Origin of the sequence: Paenarthrobacter sp. A20 (assembly GCF_024168825.1) — a bacterium.
GTDB lineage: Bacteria > Actinomycetota > Actinomycetes > Actinomycetales > Micrococcaceae > Arthrobacter.
On the sequence record NZ_JALJWH010000001.1, the window covers coordinates 2,099,085 to 2,115,285 of the forward strand.

Consider the following 16,201-nt stretch of genomic DNA (forward strand, 5'->3'; position numbering starts at 1 on the left):
TGTAGCGCTACAAAATGCCGCACAGCGCCCCACGCGGCGGCGAAATTTCGAAGGAGAATCAATGGCTGAAAGCCTCGGCGTCGCCGTCATCGGAGCAGGCATGGCCGGCAAGGCCCATGCTGCCGCATACCGCACGGCATCTGCCCTCTACAGCCCCGTGCTTCCGCCCGTGCGCCTGGTCTCGATCGGCGACGTGAACGCCGAGTTCGGCTCGCTGGCTGCACGCCGCTTCGGGTACGAGCGCACTGACACGTCCTGGCAGGCCATTGCCGAGGCTGACGACATTGATGTTGTCAGCGTGGTCATTGCCAACTCGCTGCACCGCGAAGTGGTTGAAGGTTTGCTGGCCGCGGGCAAGCACGTCCTGTGCGAGAAGCCACTCAGCGACACCTTGGACGACGCACGTGCCATGGCCGACGCCGCCCGCGCAGCGGAAACCCGCGGAACCCTCGCCCGCATCGGCTTCACGTTCCGCCGGACGCCTGGCATCGCCTATATCCGGGAACTGATCCGCAACGGAACGCTCGGCAACGTCCTGCATTTCAGCGGCCGGTACTGGACCGACTATGGCTTCAGTCCCGCCGCTCCCATGAGCTGGCGCTACAAGGGCGGGCCCGGCTCCGGTGCGCTGGCCGACGTCGGAAGCCACCTGACGTACGTCTCCGAATTCCTCTGCGGCGACATTAAGTCCATCAGTGGCGGTCGCCTGACGACCGCGATCGACAAGCGCCCCCTGCCCCTTGGCGCGGTCATGGGCCACGACCACGTGGCTGTGAGCGACACGTACGAGGCCGTGGAAAACGACGACTACGCAGCCTTCAACGCAGAGTTCGCCAGCGGCGCCGGCAGTTTCGAAGTCTCCCGCGTAGCGGCCGGCCATGCGAACAGCCTCCAGTTCGAGGTTTTCTGCGAGAACGGTGCGGCCAAGTTCGACCAGCGCCGCCCATCCGAAATCCAGTTGTTCCTGAACGATGGATCCGGGAATGAGAATGGCTACCGACAGGTCATGCTCGGCCCGGGCCACCCTTACATCACCGGCGGCCTTGCCATGGACGCCCCGGAAGTCGGCTTCGGCCAGAACGACGCTTTCGGCTACCAAGCGCGTGCATTCCTCGAAGAGGTTGCGGGCCTCGGCGCAGGTTCATCCCTGCCCCGCTGTGCGACCTTCGATGAAGGCGTCCGCAACATGGAGCTCCTCGGTGCCGTCACCGAATCCGCCCTCAACAACGGAAAGAAGATCACGGTATGAAGCTCGGCGTCTACAACGCGATCCTGCACGACCGCCCGCTGCCCGAGGCGCTGAAGGTCATCTCTGACTTGGGACTCACGGGAATCGAGATCAACACGGGCGGCTTCCTGCCTGCCGTGCACGTCCCCACCTTTGATCAGATCCTGGAAAGCGACGCAGCCCGCGACGACTACCTGGCGATCTTCGAGGGCACCGGCGTCGCCATCGCCGGCCTGAACTGCAACGGCAACCCGCTGCACCCCAAGCGTGAAATCGGTGAAAAGCACGCGGAGGACATTCGCCGCTCCATTCGCCTCGCGAGCCGCCTGGGCCAGAACCGCGTGGTCACCATGTCCGGCCTGCCCGGCGGCGAGCCCGGCGCCACCACCGTCAACTGGGTGGTCAATGCCTGGAACTCGGCAGCACTGGACGTCCTCGATTACCAGTGGGGCATTACCGCGGAATTCTGGAAGCAAACCGACCGGCTCGCCGCCGATCACGGCGTCAAGGTGGCGTTGGAGCTGCACCCGCAGAACATCGTCTTCAATACAGCGGACGTTTACAAGCTCATCGAGCTCACAGGTGCCACGCACGTGGGTGTCGAATTGGACGCCTCCCACTTGTTCTGGCAGCAGATGGACCCGGTAGCAGTGGTCCGCGAACTCGGACCCCTGGTCTTCCAGGCGGCCGCCAAGGACGTCCGCGTCAACACGGAGAATGCGGCGCTCTATGGGGTGCTGGACAACAGCTTCCGCAGGCTCTCAGCCGACGAGAACCGCACCAACCTGGGTGGCGACGAGTGGGCAAACGAGTGGCCCAAGAACTCGGCCTGGGATTTCGTGGCACTTGGCCGCGGTCACGATACTGCCTTCTGGACCCGGTTCCTCCGTGCGCTCCACGACGTGGATCCGAACATGCTGGTCAACATCGAGCACGAGGACGTCTCGCTGGGGCGTATCGAAGGCCTTGAGGTTGCGGCCAAAGTCCTGCGGGATGCCGACGCGGCATTGGAAACATCCCTGAACGTTCCAGCCTGATTACTGCAGCATGAGGCAAGGCGGCGGCGTACGGCCGCCGCCTAGCCGTGTAAGACGACCATTCATACGGAAGGACTGTGGCGCGTGCGCATTGGAATTGTGGGATACGGAGTGGGGGGCAGGTACTTTCATGCCCCGTTCATTGACGCCGCGGAGGGACTTGAGTTGGCAGGTGTCGTGGCGCGCTCCGAGGCACGGCGGGCGGAAGTCCAGGCCGACTATCCGGGGGTCCCGGTCTATGGGAGCCTTGCTGACATGCTGTCCGCCGGGGTGGACGCCGTCACCATCACCACACCTCCGCACACTCGCCGGGAGCTGGTCCTGGAGGCCGTGGCAGCAGGCGTCCATGTGGTGGCGGATAAGCCCTTCGCCCCCGATGCTGAATGCGCGCGGGAACTTGTCCATGCCGCCGGGGAGGCCGGCGTGGTGCTGAATGTCTACCACAACCGCCGCCGCGATGCCGACATCCTTACCCTGGCCGATGTGCTGTCCTCCGGAGCCTTGGGGGAGCCGTGGCGCGTGCACTCCATCATGGACCAGGATGGCGCCGACACCCTGGAGGTTGGCCCGACGGGAGGCCTCCTGCGGGATTTGGGCAGTCACCTTGTGGATCAGATGCTCTGGCTGCTGGGCCCCGCGTCCCGGGTGCACGCCACGCTCGACTGGACGGACAAGTTTGGTGAAGAAACGGACTGCGGGTTTTTCATCACCCTGACCCACGCTTCGGGCGTCGTGTCCACCGTGTCCGCCAGCAAACTCAACCACTCCACCACGCGTGAATTGCGTGCCTATGGAAGTGCTGGCAGCTATGTCGCCGCTGGGGCTGATGTCCAGGCCGACGCCCTCTTTGCCGGCCGGCGGCCAGCCGCGGAACCGGAAACGTGGGGGATTGATGTGCCCGGGAACGAAGGCACCCTGGCCGTTGGCGGACATCGAACACGGGTGGCGTCCGCGCAGGGCAATTACGCTACCTTCTACACGGAGTTCGCCCGGGCGGTCCGTGGGGAAGGCCCGGAGCCGGTGCCGGCCGAGGAGGGCGTGAGGACGATTGAAGTGCTCGATGCCGCCCGCCGGAGCGCCCGTGAGGGCATTGTCGTCCAGCTCTAGCACCTGTGATTCCACCAGCAATGTTTGACAGGACAAACTAACAAGGTTTAGTGTCGCCTGAAGGATCTCTCCCATGAGACAAAACTTCTGCTGCACTGACGGAGACAGAAAATGACGAAGCAAGTGACCCTCGGCCTGGTAGGTGTTGGCCGGATCGGCGTGATGCACGCAAAGAACATCAGCGCGCTCAACGAAGCCCTGGCCCAGGACGGTATCCAGGTCCAGCTAAAGCTCACGGATGTGGCAGAAGAGCACGCACGTTCGGTAGCACGCGACGTCGGCGGGGAGTACGTGGGCTCGGTGGGGGAACTCATAGCCTCCGGAGTGAACGGGCTGGTCATCGCGACAGGCACCGCCACCCACCCGGACCTCATCCGGGCCGGCGTGGACGCGGGCATTCCGGTGTTCTGCGAAAAACCAGTAGCCGTGAACGTGGCCGAGTCACTCCCGGTCCTTGACTACATCCGTGAGAAGGCCGGAGTGGTGCAGATCGGCCACCAGCGCCGTTTTGACGCCGGCTACCTGGAAGCCAAACGGGCCTATGAGGCCGGGGAACTCGGGTGGATCCACTCGGTTCGGGCCGTCACATGCGATATGACCCCGCCAGCAGTCCAATTCCTTGCAACGTCCGGCGGGTTGTTCCGGGACTGCTCCGTCCACGACTTCGACATCCTCCGGTGGCTCACCGGCAAGGAAATCGTGGAGGTCTATGCCAAGGGCTCCAATAACGGCGACCCGGCCATCGGTGAGGTTGGCGACGTCGATACCGCCCTGGCTTTGGTGACTTTCGACGACGGCACGGTAGGCACGGTGTCGGCCAGCCGATACAACGGGGCCGGGCATGATGTCCGGCTGGAACTCCAAGGCTCCGAGAGCTCTGTGCTTGTGGGAATGGACCAGCAGATGGCCTTGCGGTCAGCCGAACCCGGAGTCGAATTCCCCACCGGTGCCTCCCATACCACCTTCGCCGAGCGCTTCGATCAGGCGTATCGCTCAGAGATGGCCGCGTTCGTGGAACTTGTGCTTGGCCAGCGCAAGAACCCCTGCACTCCCGAAGATGCTGTCGCGGCCTCGAAGGTGGCAGACGCTGCGCAGGAGTCCCTGGAAAAAGGCGCCCCGGTAAAGGTTGCCCCGTAGAAGGTTTGGACATGGCTGACGCGGGCCGAAGAGTCTGGGGGAAAACTCCGACCCGCGCCAGGTTCAGGGGGCAGGCTAGGCGATGACTTTCATGGCCTGCCAGCCGGTGCCGAGGCTGATCGGCGGCACGTTGCTGAGCGTTCCGCCTCCCGATCCGGGATACAGCCACAAGGTGTCTCCGATGCGGCCCACGACGTCGTTCCTGCCGTCGCCGTCAAGGTCCCGCGGACCGGCCACCGCAGTGCGGGTTCCCCAGCCCGTCCCGATCTGCGTCCATTGCAGCCAGCCCCCGGAGCCATTGCCCGGATATAGCCATAATGCGCCTGTGTCGGTGCGCCGCGCCAGTACATCTCCCTTGCCGTCCCCGTTGAAATCGCCGGTGCTGAAGATGGCATTCATGACGTCCCAACCCCAGCCGACGGTGTAGGGACTCCGCTGGCCTCCGGTGCCGTTTCCTTCGTAGAGCCGGAGCTCGCCATTGCTTCGGCGGCCAATAAAATCGGGGATGCCATCGCCGCTGAAATCGCCGGGGGAGAAGATCTGCGTCATGGTGCTCCACCCGGTGCTGACCTGCTTCCTGGCCGCGAAGCTGCCTGCGCCGTCGCCGGGGTAGAACCAGAGGATGTCTCCGGCCCGGGCCAGAAGGTCAGGCTTGCCATCCTTGTTGAAGTCGCCAGGGGTGACGGTGTCCGTGATGGTGGACCACGCTGGTGCTGCGAGGGCGACCTGCCGCGGATCGAGTCCGCCCGAACTGTTGCCGGGGTAGAGGTACAGGTTGCCGGCGGCATCAGCGGCCAGCACGTCCGCACGGCCGTCACCGTTGAAGTCATGGGCCGACGGCGGTCCGGCTGCGGGCACCGTGTAGGTCTGGGTACCCACGGCTGAGGTGTTGCCGGCAGTGTCGACGCCGATGTATTTGAGCACCAGCGTGGTACTGCCCATGACGATCGGTTGCGCGGCACTGTACTTGATGTTGGTGGCTGATTCCGTGGCCGTAGGGGTGCTGCCATTGGTGGTGTAGTAGATGGCGGCAGGCTCATTGGCGGTCAGCGCGATGGTGGCCCCACTGGCCAAGGCCCTGCCGGTGGGATTGGCCGATACCGTGGGCGCGGTGGTGTCCGGTGGCACGGAGTAGCTCTGCGTGGCTACCTCGGACACGTTTCCGGCAGTATCCCGGGCGAAGTACTTCAACGTCATGGGACCGGGTCCGTTGAAGGGGATCGCCGTGGTGTAGGGGAGTCCAGCCGTCAGGGGATCGGTGCCGTCCGTGGTGTAGCGGATTTCGGCCGGCTCGTTCGCAGCCAAGGTGATGGTGGTGCCTGGCGCGTACTGACCTCCCAGGGGCGTGGCCGTGACCACGGGCTTCGTCACATCCGGGCCGGTGGAGTACGTCTGGGTGACCACAGCCGACGAGTTGTTCGCGCTGTCCACGGCGAAGTACTTCAAGGTCAGCGGACCGTTCAAAATCAGCGGAGCGGTGTACTTGCTGCTTGCCGTGGTGGGGGTGCTGCCATTGGTGGTGTAGTAAATGGTGGATGTTTCATTGGCGGTCAGGGTTATCGCCTGGCCCGCCGTGTAGGTTCCACCCGGGGGTGCCGCGGTGACGACGGGAGCCACGTTGTCGGTGCCGAGATAGGCCTCAAACTCAGCCAACCCGGCGTTGGTGGTGCCCGCGCTGACTGAGGTGATGTTGAGCCGCACGGAGCTCACTGTCTTGGCGGGGAAGTTGATGGTGAGGCCGGAGCCGTTGTTGGGCAGGGCTGGAACGGCCACGGTACTTCCATCAGAGAACTGAAGGTTGCCACCGGTAATCTGATCGGTCAGGAGTGGCCGATCGGACAGGGTGACCGCATTGATGGTCCGGGTGGGGGAGAAACTGTACTGAATCCAACTGCCGGCCTTTTCACCAGCAGAGACCCACTCCCGCGTGGCATCCATCGGAGCACCCCACTGGTAACCGTCCCTCGCCTTCTCCGGGCTCTGTGCGGAGGCTTTCTGCGAAGACGCCGTGACGGTGGTGCCCGCCGATTTGGCAGCGTTGCCCACCCACTCAATGGCTGTGATGTATTGCCGCTTCAGCCATTCGTCGTAGGGGGAATCCGGGCACCCTTCACCGGGGCTGCTGCAGACGTACATGTCGAAATCGGCGAACCGGACAAACGTGTCCACTTTGGCCGTGAGTTCGGCCCCGGTCACGTTCTGCGCATACTCATCGATGACGTAGGCATCGTAGGCCAGGGACGTGTGCGGCCCGGTGTAGCTTCGGGTCGCCAGCTGGGCGAACTTGGCCGTGGCCCAGTGGTCGCTGTGGTCGTAGGGGGTATTGAAGTTCCCGGTCCAGTCCTGGGTGCGGAAGGTGGTGGGCTGGAAGTTGACCACCAGGCGGTTCAACGCGGTTTGGAACTGGGATTTGGTGAAGGTCGCTGCATTGTCCACGGGCCGGATGGAGGAGAGCCGGCCGTCCCAGAGTTTGAGGATGCTCTGGCTGTTGTAGGCGGCGCTGCCCAGGCCGTTCGGAAAGCCATCGGGAAGCCGCATATAGACCACCGAGACGTTGGGAGCACCGTTCAGGGTACGCATGGTCAGCGGACGCCCGGGCACTCCGGCATCGGATGTTGTCCAGCTGTTGGATACACCGGCCATTTTGGCGTAACTGGCTTGGATGCCTGACTCGAGGCTCCGCCAGTAGGTGGCTCCCTCGCCGGCCTCTCCCGCGGTGGTGAACACCGTTTGAACACATCGCTTGGCTTGGATGTCCCGCATGAAATCCGGGCTGAGGAAGAGCAGATCGTCGTCTGTGTGGGCAACGATCTGCATGGCTCCGCCAGTTCCCGCGCACGGCGGTTCAGCAGCAGCCGCAGGCGATGCGGAGGTCAGGACGAGTCCGCCCAAAACCAAAGCAGGCCCGAGGAGCAGCCCTAGCAGGCGCTTGGGGAAGGATGGACGGGTCTTCGGATGAGAGGATCGGCTGACGTGTTTTGGACGGTCCACAACTATGCTCCTTTGAGCAGATGTTGGGCCCCCCAGCCGGCAAACTTACGACGCCCCCTGGACGTCATGCGAATGAAATTGGGCTTTTGCTGAACTTTCAACGGAACTGAAAGCGATGCAGTGAGCGCTACTGTACTCCACCGGGACGAGCCTGGGTAGGGTTCCGGCAGACATCTACGAAGGATGTGAAAGGCAGCAACCGATCAGAGTCGGGAAGCTGGGACGCCTCGGGGTGCCACTGCACTGAGGCCACCCACCGTGAGGGGTCTTCCAGGGCCTCCACCGTACCGTCGTCGGCGACGGCCGTGACGACCAGGCCTTCGCCCACCCTTGCGACAGCTTGATGGTGCCCGGAAGCGATCTTGATGGTGCTCCCTTCGGGGGAACCATACAGTGATGCAGTTTTGGATCCGGCGGTGAGCAGCACATCGTGCCATGCCCATTCGCTGGCCGTGGTGTCGTGTGGATCCAAGCCGTTGTGGGTCACAGCAGTGGGTGCCATGTCCTGAATCAGCGTCCCACCATAAAGCACATTCAGCAGTTGGTGGCCGCGGCAGATGCCCAGCAGCGGAAGTCCGGCGTCGATGGTTGCGCGGGCAACATCCATGTCCAGATGGTCCTGCTCAGCGTTGACGTCGTACAGGGAGTCCTGCGGATCCTGGCCATAGAGGCGCGGATTGATGTCGCCGCCGCCCGGCAGCAGCACGCCGTCGAGCTCCTGCATTTCAGTGGCCAGCCTCCCGGCGCTGTCAGCCGACACCGGGGTCAGCAGCACGGGCCGCGCACCGGCCTCACGCAGCAGGTCCACGATGAAGGTGAACAGTCGGTTGGCCTCACCCACACGGGCGTCCGGAGCGTCCGAACTGCTGAGGCGAACCGGAACGCCGATACGCGGACGGGCAACTTCTGAACTCTTCATCCTTCATGATGCACCGCTCAGCGGCCGGGTGCGCAAACGCCGGCGTCATGGCGCAGCGATACTACGCTGAAGCCATGAACCGCAGCGCACCCTTGAACCCGAGTCCGCGAACTCTCGACATCCAAAGCGTTGTCCACTTCGAACGTCTGGTGAGTGCCGGTGCGGGGTCCATGAGTGGTTGGCACGCGCAGTCGCTGGACCTTCGAGGCCACGCCCGGGACCTCAAGGCCCTCAACCCCCAAGGGGCGATCTTCCTGGGATGCACGTTCGACGACGGCGTGGAAGAGAGCCTCCGACGCCGCGGGGCACTCATCTTTCCCAAACTGCAGGGCGTTCCGTTCGACCCCTACCGGGGCAGCCTCTACAGCGCCGCGGAGCTCTACCAGGACATCTCCTCCACAGAATACGAAGCCACCCTCGACGCGCAGGTCTACCAATGGAGCATCCTTCCCGGACAGCGGGCGAGCCTCGACGCCACCCTTGCCGCGGCCCTTCATGACCACGCGATCGGCGACGCCCTGGATGAGTTGCTGGATCATGGGGCGCTCGCCGGGAGCAAAATCGTGGGAGTCATGGGTGGACACGCCGCCCAGCGTGGCACCAGCGAATTCGCCGACGCCGCGAGGCTGGGCCGCCTGCTCGCCCAGGCCGGTTTCGCTGTCGCCACCGGAGGTGGACCCGGAGCCATGGAAGCGGCCAACCTGGGCGCCTACTTGAGTGGGCTGCCCGACGTCGACACAACAGCCGCGCTGGGAACCCTCGCCGAGGTACCGGGGTTCAGGCCCTCGGTGACGGCTTGGGCACGGCAAGCAGCCGTCGTCGTCGAACGTCATCCGGAAGGCACCCCGACGCTTGGAATACCCACGTGGTTCTACGGCCATGAGCCTCCGAACCTGTTTGCCACCCACATCGCCAAGTACTTCGCCAACGCCCTCCGGGAAGCCATCCTGTTGGAGCTTTGCAATGGTGGGACCATCTTCCTTCCGGGGGCCGCAGGAACGGTGCAGGAAATCTTCCAGGACGCCTGCGAAAACTACTACGGAGCGCCGGAGACCATCACTCCCATGGTGCTGGTGGGACGCGACCATTGGGAACGGACACTCCCGGCATGGCCGATGTTGCAGGGCCTCGCCGCGGGGAAGCCCATGGAGCACAGGATCTTCCTGGTCGATAGCGTGGAGGAGGCACTCGCAGTAGTTTCCGGCCAAGGAGCACGGCGCGGCTAGAAGTCCTTGCTGCACGGACCTTGGCCGAGTTGGGCCAGGCCCGTCCGGTCGCCGGCAGCGTATTGCCGGACCCACGAAGCCTGGTCAAACATGAGCTGCCGGGGATCGTCCACGTGGTCCAGGCCCAGCAGGTGTCCCAGCTCATGCATGATCACCGCGATGCCGATCTCCTTGCCCTCGGAAGTGTCCACAATGCCTGCGAACTGGGGCGCGTCCAGGGACACGGTGCCTGTGACGTAGGCCTTATAGCCGTTGCTCAGGCCAATCGATGAGCTTCCGCCCAGACCCACAGTCTGGCCTGTCAGGCGCGGCACCTGCTCCGGAGTGGTCCAGGCGATCAGGACAGGAGCCCATCGGTCCCCGTACCTGGCCGGCTGGTATCCGGTCCTGTTGGTGGAAGGGACCTCGGAACTCGGACCGTCGTAGATGAACTTCAATCCAGTGGCCACGCTGGCTTGCCGGACGGCTTCTTCCACCAGGGGCTGCCAGGAAGGATCCGCCTGGTCGGCGTTCACCACGTAATGGATGGGCCTGCACGGCGAGTAGGCCAGAGGGGTTCCGTCTTCTTTGACGGCAAGGAACTTGTAGGAGGTACTGGTCCGGTTTACTGGCGCCGGAGTTCCCAGCGGCGCGTCGGCTTCTTCCAGCCCGGGCAACGGGTCCTGGCGTTGTCCGAACGGTACTAAACCGGGGCGTGGAGCCTGGCTCTGCGTGGCGGATGATCCGTAGAGGAACCGCTGCAGGTCGCCGCTGAAATACGCGCCCGCGCAGACAAGGCCGAGGACGCCGAACAGGAACAGGATGGCGGCGATGCTGCTGTGCTTGATCGGTGGACGCGGCGCTGGGGGATCGGGGTCCGGCCACTGGGGCGACCCGTAAGGTTCCATGGAACCCCCTGACGTGGAGGCCGCGGACGGGAGGTGGGGCGCCGCCGTCGGCCGTAGTCGCCAGCATAAGTCCGGACGCCACGGGAGTCCATGCCGGAAGTGGTCGGCTGCTAGATGTCCTTGCGGCAGGGCGCTGATGCCAGGAGGTGCAGGCCGTTCAGGTCGCCGGCCGCGAGGCCGTCCGGGGCACCGATTTCCGGGTACATGAGCTGGACCGGATCATCCACGTGGTCCAAGCCCATCACATGTCCCAGTTCGTGTTGCATGACCGCCAGGACGTAGTCGGCCCCTTCTGGGTTGGCCAGTAGTTCGGCTACCTGCGGAGTGTCCAACTCGAGGCTGCCGGTGATATAGCTTTTGGGTCCATTGTTGAGCGAGTACATGGTGCTGCCGCCGGTCCCGATGACTTTGTCTGCCAAGGCCGGCGCTGCCTCCGGCGTGGTCCATGAGATCAGCAGGGGAGCCCATCGATCGCCGTATTTGGCGGGCTGGTATGGTTCGCGGCGGTCCACGGGCAACTCATCGGTGCTGCCGTCGTTGACGAACTGGATTCCCGAAGCGGCGGATACCTTGGCGATCGCAGCCTCCAGCAACGCATCAGAGCCTTCCGGCGCAGAGGCGTTGTTCACTACGTAGTGCAGCGGCCGGCACGGTGAATAGCCAACGGGAGTGCCGTCGTCGTTGGTGGCCAGGAACTTGAACGAATCGTTCGCTGTCCCGGGCGCCGGCGGTGAGGCGAGAGGGGCGTCCGCCTCGTCAACACCCGGCGGCGGGGCGTCGGCGGCACGGGCAGGTTTTGTTTGGTTTTGTCCGCTTTGCGGGGCGCCGGGGACGCTGACCCCGGGGAAAAGTGCGGTGATGCGGGGGTCTCCGTGCAGGAATCCGCTCACCAGGACGGCCACCACTGCGGCGATGCCGGCCATGAGGAGGCCGCGAAGGACCCGCCAGGCAGTTGCCGCACGTCGGTGCTTTGGCGCACGCGTTTCCCGCTCCGAGTCCACGGTTCTCCATTCCTCACGCCCTGGTCACGCGGGGCAGCGCGGAGGACGAACCAACATTACGGGCTGCGGAGGGAGGCGTCCAAACCTAGACGATCGTTGCGCCGAACACCAGGCCCAGCCCATAGGTGGCAGCCGCTGCTCCAAGACCAATGGCGAGCTGCCGCAGCCCGCGGCTCAGCGGCGACGTTCCGGACAGCAAGCCCACGACGGCGCCGGTCGCCAGGAGCGCGATGCCCACCAGCACGCCGGCTACCAGCAAAGCAGCCACACCCGTCATGCCGAAAATGAACGGCAGGATGGGCACGATGGCGCCCGAGGCGAAGAAGCAGAAGCTGGACAACGCGGCGCCCCACGCCGAACCGACGGATTCGTGCTCATCGGTGGCCGGCTTCTCTGGCTGCAGGGAGAGGCTGGGGTCGCAGTCGCAGCTGAAGACGCCCATGCGTTCGGCGGCGCGGTGTTCGGCGGCTTCGTGGGTCATGCCCCGCGCCAAGTACACAAGAACCAGCTCGTTGTGCTCGATGTCCAACGAAGGTGCTGCTGTGAGCGTGGCCTGAGTGGGCAACGTGGCGTTAAGCAATTCCCGCTGGGAGCGCACAGAAACGTACTCGCCGGCGCCCATGGACAACGCCCCGGCCAACAGGCCTGCGACGCCGCTCATCAGCACGACAGGGCTGGGCACGCCGGTTGCGGCCATGCCCATGACCAGCGAAAGGTTGCTGACCAAGCCATCGTTTGCGCCGAAGACAGCAGCGCGGAAAGTGCCGGAGAGCCTGTTGCGTCCACGCGTGGCCAGGCCCCGGACCACTTCTTCGTGGATCTGCTCATCGGCCACCATGGCTGCTGTTGCCGCCGGTTCGGTGCCGTAGGGGGAGCGGCCCTCTGCACGCTGGGCCAGCGCCAGCACAAACACGGACCCGAAGTTGCGGGCCAGGAAGCCCAGGAACTGGCTGCGGGTTGAGGCGGCCTTGGGCATTCCGGCGTGCTCGCCCAGGAGCTTGAGCCAGTGGGCCTCGTGACGCCCTTCGGCTTCGGCCAGGGCCAGGAGGATTTGGCGTTCTTCGCCGTCGCGCCTCTGGGCGAGTTCGCGATAGACGGCAGCCTCGGCGCGCTCATCGGCCAGATACTGACGCCAGCGGCGGATGTCCGAGGACGACGGGGATGCATCATTTTTCGAGGCTACGCTGGCGACGGCCGTTGTTTCGGGGGCCGTGTTTTCGGTGGCGGGGTCCGGAGCCGGGCTCGACGAACCGGGGGATTCCTGGTGCTGTTGCACTTTCTCTCCTGTGCTGGGTGGGGTGGTTTCGGCCCCATTGCACGCCCCACACTACCGCTTATTGGCGGGGATTTTTGGCTGGTATTCCTCAACTGGAATGTTCGGCGCACCGTAATTCCGGGCACCCTTGACCCTCGACTGAGGCGGTGCTCAGATGGAAGGACAGGAGCGGGGAGCTCCCCGTTTTCCGGTTACCGGGCTTTGACCGGCCCACGAGACGGAGGTTGCATTATGGACACCACCGAATCACACGCCAGCCACCCGCGGGCGACCATCGAGTCGGACCCAGCCTATGACTACGCCGAGGATCAGGAAGTGGACGAAGCCTGGGTGGAAGAGGTGGACGCCCCGGAGGACGACGAACGCGTCGTCCCGATCGATGAAACCGAGGACTTCCGCGAGGAGGACGAAGGGAACTAGGCCTGCTCCCACGGGCAGAGAGGGAAGTGCCGCTGCACGCCCTCGCGCTTTCCGGCGGCAGCAACGGTCACCGTCAGGGTCCTTGAGGCCGCACACCATTGCGTCGGCCGGACAGCCTGCGTCAGGGCCCGGGTGATCAAGTGCGGTTCGGGATGCCCAAACCGCGCCGTACCGGCGTTGGAGATGATGGTCACCGTGCCCAGGAAAAGGTCGACGGCGGGAATCACCGTGACCGTGCGGGCTGCGGTTTTGGCAGGGGTTCCTGTGGCCGGCGCACTTGCGGCCGGCGTGGATGCCTGGGTGGTATCGCCTTGGTACGGCAAGGGACTGCTCCTCAGTGGAGTGCTCTTGCCCGCTCGGTTGTCTCTGGTCCGGGACGGGCCGCTTCCTCATCCGAACCACCCGTGAACATGGGGTTGGTGTGTGGCCAGTCGGAGCTTGGCACCACATCTCTTGAAGCTGGGACAACCCTACCCCACCGGGCGTTCTTCCCGGGGACGAAACAACGGCGACGCCTCCCCGAAAAGGGGTGGCGCCGCCGTCGAACGTTGCTCTGTTACTTGCCGTGCACTTTTACTTGTGGCTGCTGACCGGGTGGGCCTCCGGCGGCAGCTCTTCCGAGACAGCACCTGCGACGCGCTTGTCCCATGCCTCGCGAACCGCGGGATCCGTGGGCGGGGTGAGCAGCGAGATCACTACGTAGGCGATGAAGGAAGCCGCGAGGCCGAAGTAGATCGGCTCGTTGGCGTAGACGCCGTCAGCGCTGGGAATGACTCCAACGGCGAAGAAGATCAGCAGGACAAGCGTCAGCACCGAGCCCACTGCCATGGACCACGCGGCGGCGATGCCCGTGCCGCGCTTCCACACCAGGCCGCCCAGGATTGCCACCAGGAGGCCACCTACCAGGATGTCGTAGGCGATGGTGAGGGCGACAACCACGTCCTGCGCAGCCATGGAAATCAGCACGGCTACGATACCGAGGCCAAGTACCCAGTAGCGGTTGGCCTTGACGTCGTGCTCGGGGTTCTCCGTGTCATCAGTGTTGATGGTCTTGCCGAACCAGCTGGCCACGAACGGGACGACGTCTGCACGTGCCACCGTTGCCGCGGCAATCAGGGCTCCGGATGCGGTGGACATCATTGCTGCAACAGCTGCGGCCATGACCAGGCCGCCGATGCCGACAGGCAGGATGTGCGTTGCTACCTCTGCGTAAACCACGTCCTTGCCGAGGTTGGCGACGTCGATGTCCGGGAGCGCTACGCGGGCAGCCAGGCCGATCAGGGCCCCGGCGATGCCGTAAAGGATGCAGTAGACACCTGCGGTGGCGCCGCCCCAGCGTGCGACGGTGGGGGTCTTGGCGGTGAAGACGCGCTGCCAGATGTCCTGGCCGATCAGGAGGCCGAGCGTGTACACCACGAAGTAGGTGATGATCGTCTGGACACCAATGCCGTCGATCTGGAAGAAGCTTGCGTCGAGGCGCTCACGGATGCCGTCCATGCCGCCGGCTGCGTTCATGACGAACGGGAGCATCAGGAAGAAGATGCCTACGGTCTTGATGATGAACTGGACCTGGTCGGCCAGGGTGATGGACCACATACCGCCGATGGTCGAGTAGACGAGCACGATCGCGCCGCCAACTGCGATGGCCAGCCAGCGTTCCCAATCGAAGAGGACCACGAAGATGGTGGCGTAAGCGCCGGTGGACGTGGCACACAGCATCAGCGTGTACGCCAGCATCACGATTCCGGAGGTCTGCGTGGCCTTGCTGCCGTAGCGAAGGCTCAGCATCTGGGAGACCGTGTAGATCTTCAGGCGCTGGATGGTGCCTGCGAACAGGAGGCTGAGCAGCAGCACGCCCGAGCCGATTGCCACAACCAGCCACATGCCGGAGATGCCGAACTTGTAGCCGAGGCCGACGCCGCCCACGGTGGATGCGCCACCGAGGACCACTGCGGCCATGGTGCCGGTGTAAAGGAAGGGGCCCAGGCGGCGGCCGGCCACCAGGAAGTCGCTGTTGTTCTTGGTGCGGGACTTGCCCCACCAGCCGAATGCCAGCATGGCGAGCAGGTACACCACCACGATTGCGATGTTAATAGCCGAAGATTCCATGAGAGGTCCTTGGAGCTGATGCACGGAGGTTGGGGTTTTCGACGATACTCCTGCGAAGCGTCGAAGTCTCTGTGCTGATGATTGGAGATTGGGGATGTGTTGTGTGCCTCACAGACAACACTTGTTGCCTATGAGGATATGTTGTGATCGGAGTAACAGTCAAGATGCTTTGGTCATGGTTCCGCGGATTCTGGCCTTGTTGGCCTGTCTCCCGGCTACTATTGCTCCAATGACAGGGCCACATGACAGGCCTGAAAGGTTCGTGAATGAAGGCTCTACCCGTTGAACCGAGCAATGTTCCCGTTGCCATCGGTTCCAGAATCCGCGCAGCCCGGCAGGCGCAGCGCCTCACCATCGAGCAAGTGGCGGACGCTACCGGGCTGACCAAGGGCTTCCTCAGCCGTGTGGAGCGAGACCTGACATCGCCGTCGGTCGCTTCCTTGGTCACCCTGTGCCAGGTCCTGTCGGTATCGGTGGGGGACTTGTTCGCAGCCCCGGAGACGCACTTGACCAAGCGCGACGACGGTCCCCGCATCTCCCTGGGTGGCCAGGGCATAGTGGAGCGCTTACTGACCGCCCGCTCGGAGCGGCGGCTCCAGATCCTGCAAGCAACCATCGAGCCCCGGGGCCGCGGTGAAAACGAGCTTTACGCCGTGGACTGCGACGTAGACGTCCTGCACGTGGTCAAGGGCAGGATCAAGCTCATCCTGACCAATGAGGAGTACGACCTCGAAGAGGGGGACACCCTCTCCTTCCCGGGGCGCGAGCCGCATACCTGGATCAACCCCACGGACGAAACCGTCGAGGTGCTCTGGGTGCTGGTTCCAGCGGCCAGCCGCTAGTTTCGCGCCAACGCGCGGGGG

14 protein-coding genes and 1 riboswitch are annotated in these 16,201 nt (G+C 64.4%); of the genes, 7 read left to right on the forward strand and 7 right to left on the reverse strand.

The features are described 5' to 3' along the window. The first annotated feature begins 61 nt into the window (after positions 1-61). From J3D46_RS10010 to J3D46_RS10025, 4 genes are all read left to right on the forward strand, one after another. Positions 62-1,249 (forward strand): Gfo/Idh/MocA family protein, encoded by a 1,188-nt coding sequence (locus tag J3D46_RS10010; protein WP_231341789.1) that lies wholly within the window; start codon positions 62-64, stop codon positions 1,247-1,249. After that, positions 1,246-2,265 (forward strand): sugar phosphate isomerase/epimerase, encoded by a 1,020-nt coding sequence (locus tag J3D46_RS10015; protein ID WP_231341788.1) that lies wholly within the window; start codon positions 1,246-1,248, stop codon positions 2,263-2,265. Before J3D46_RS10010 ends, J3D46_RS10015 begins: the two co-directional genes overlap by 4 nt. An 84-nt stretch (positions 2,266-2,349) precedes the next feature. After that, a complete protein-coding gene (locus tag J3D46_RS10020) occupies positions 2,350-3,372 on the forward strand; it encodes a Gfo/Idh/MocA family protein (protein ID WP_231341787.1) in 1,023 nt (340 codons plus the stop codon). A 111-nt stretch (positions 3,373-3,483) separates the two neighbouring features. Further along, on the forward strand, positions 3,484-4,509 hold the full coding sequence (locus J3D46_RS10025; RefSeq protein ID WP_231341786.1) for a Gfo/Idh/MocA family oxidoreductase: 1,026 nt from the start codon (positions 3,484-3,486) through the stop codon (positions 4,507-4,509). 75 nt (positions 4,510-4,584) lie between these two features. Here the strand turns inward: J3D46_RS10025 and J3D46_RS10030 are convergent, their stop codons facing one another. After that, positions 4,585-7,500 (reverse strand): chitobiase/beta-hexosaminidase C-terminal domain-containing protein, encoded by a 2,916-nt coding sequence (locus tag J3D46_RS10030; protein ID WP_231341785.1) that lies wholly within the window; start codon positions 7,498-7,500, stop codon positions 4,585-4,587. Positions 7,501-7,627: 127 nt separating this feature from the next. Further along, positions 7,628-8,419, reverse strand: a complete 792-nt coding sequence (locus J3D46_RS10035; protein WP_231341784.1) for a gamma-glutamyl-gamma-aminobutyrate hydrolase family protein — start codon at positions 8,417-8,419, stop codon at positions 7,628-7,630. Between the two features lie 74 nt (positions 8,420-8,493). Here J3D46_RS10035 and J3D46_RS10040 point away from each other — a divergent pair, with 74 nt between their 5' ends. Beyond that, positions 8,494-9,645, forward strand: a complete 1,152-nt coding sequence (locus J3D46_RS10040; protein ID WP_231341793.1) for an LOG family protein — start codon at positions 8,494-8,496, stop codon at positions 9,643-9,645. Here J3D46_RS10040 and J3D46_RS10045 read toward each other — a convergent pair. From J3D46_RS10045 to J3D46_RS10055, 3 genes are all read right to left on the reverse strand, one after another. Then, positions 9,642-10,532 (reverse strand): matrixin family metalloprotease, encoded by an 891-nt coding sequence (locus J3D46_RS10045; protein WP_253466723.1) that lies wholly within the window; start codon positions 10,530-10,532, stop codon positions 9,642-9,644. The two genes, J3D46_RS10040 and J3D46_RS10045, sit on opposite strands and share 4 nt — an antisense overlap. Positions 10,533-10,642: 110 nt before the next feature. Next, on the reverse strand, positions 10,643-11,533 hold the full coding sequence (locus J3D46_RS10050; RefSeq protein WP_253466726.1) for a matrixin family metalloprotease: 891 nt from the start codon (positions 11,531-11,533) through the stop codon (positions 10,643-10,645). A gap of 85 nt (positions 11,534-11,618) precedes the next feature. After that, on the reverse strand, positions 11,619-12,809 hold the full coding sequence (locus tag J3D46_RS10055) for a VIT1/CCC1 transporter family protein (RefSeq protein ID WP_231341781.1): 1,191 nt from the start codon (positions 12,807-12,809) through the stop codon (positions 11,619-11,621). Between the two features lie 231 nt (positions 12,810-13,040). On the opposite strand from J3D46_RS10055, the gene J3D46_RS10060 reads away from it, so the two are divergent. Continuing rightward, a complete protein-coding gene (locus tag J3D46_RS10060) occupies positions 13,041-13,229 on the forward strand; it encodes a hypothetical protein (RefSeq protein ID WP_231341780.1) in 189 nt (62 codons plus the stop codon). Here the strand turns inward: J3D46_RS10060 and J3D46_RS10065 are convergent. Then, a complete protein-coding gene (locus J3D46_RS10065; protein WP_231341779.1) occupies positions 13,226-13,552 on the reverse strand; it encodes a hypothetical protein in 327 nt (108 codons plus the stop codon). The genes J3D46_RS10060 and J3D46_RS10065 overlap by 4 nt on opposite strands. A 16-nt stretch (positions 13,553-13,568) precedes the next feature. After that, positions 13,569-13,688: riboswitch (SAM riboswitch) on the reverse strand. Positions 13,689-13,802: 114 nt separating this feature from the next. After that, the gene (locus tag J3D46_RS10070; RefSeq protein ID WP_231341778.1) at positions 13,803-15,338 is read right to left on the reverse strand and encodes a sodium:solute symporter; all 1,536 of its coding nucleotides are present in this window, start codon (positions 15,336-15,338) and stop codon (positions 13,803-13,805) included. A gap of 266 nt (positions 15,339-15,604) precedes the next feature. Here J3D46_RS10070 and J3D46_RS10075 point away from each other — a divergent pair, with 266 nt between their 5' ends. Then, positions 15,605-16,180, forward strand: coding sequence for a helix-turn-helix domain-containing protein (locus tag J3D46_RS10075; RefSeq protein WP_024819844.1), 576 nt, complete (start codon positions 15,605-15,607; stop codon positions 16,178-16,180). Positions 16,181-16,201 lie beyond the last annotated feature (21 nt).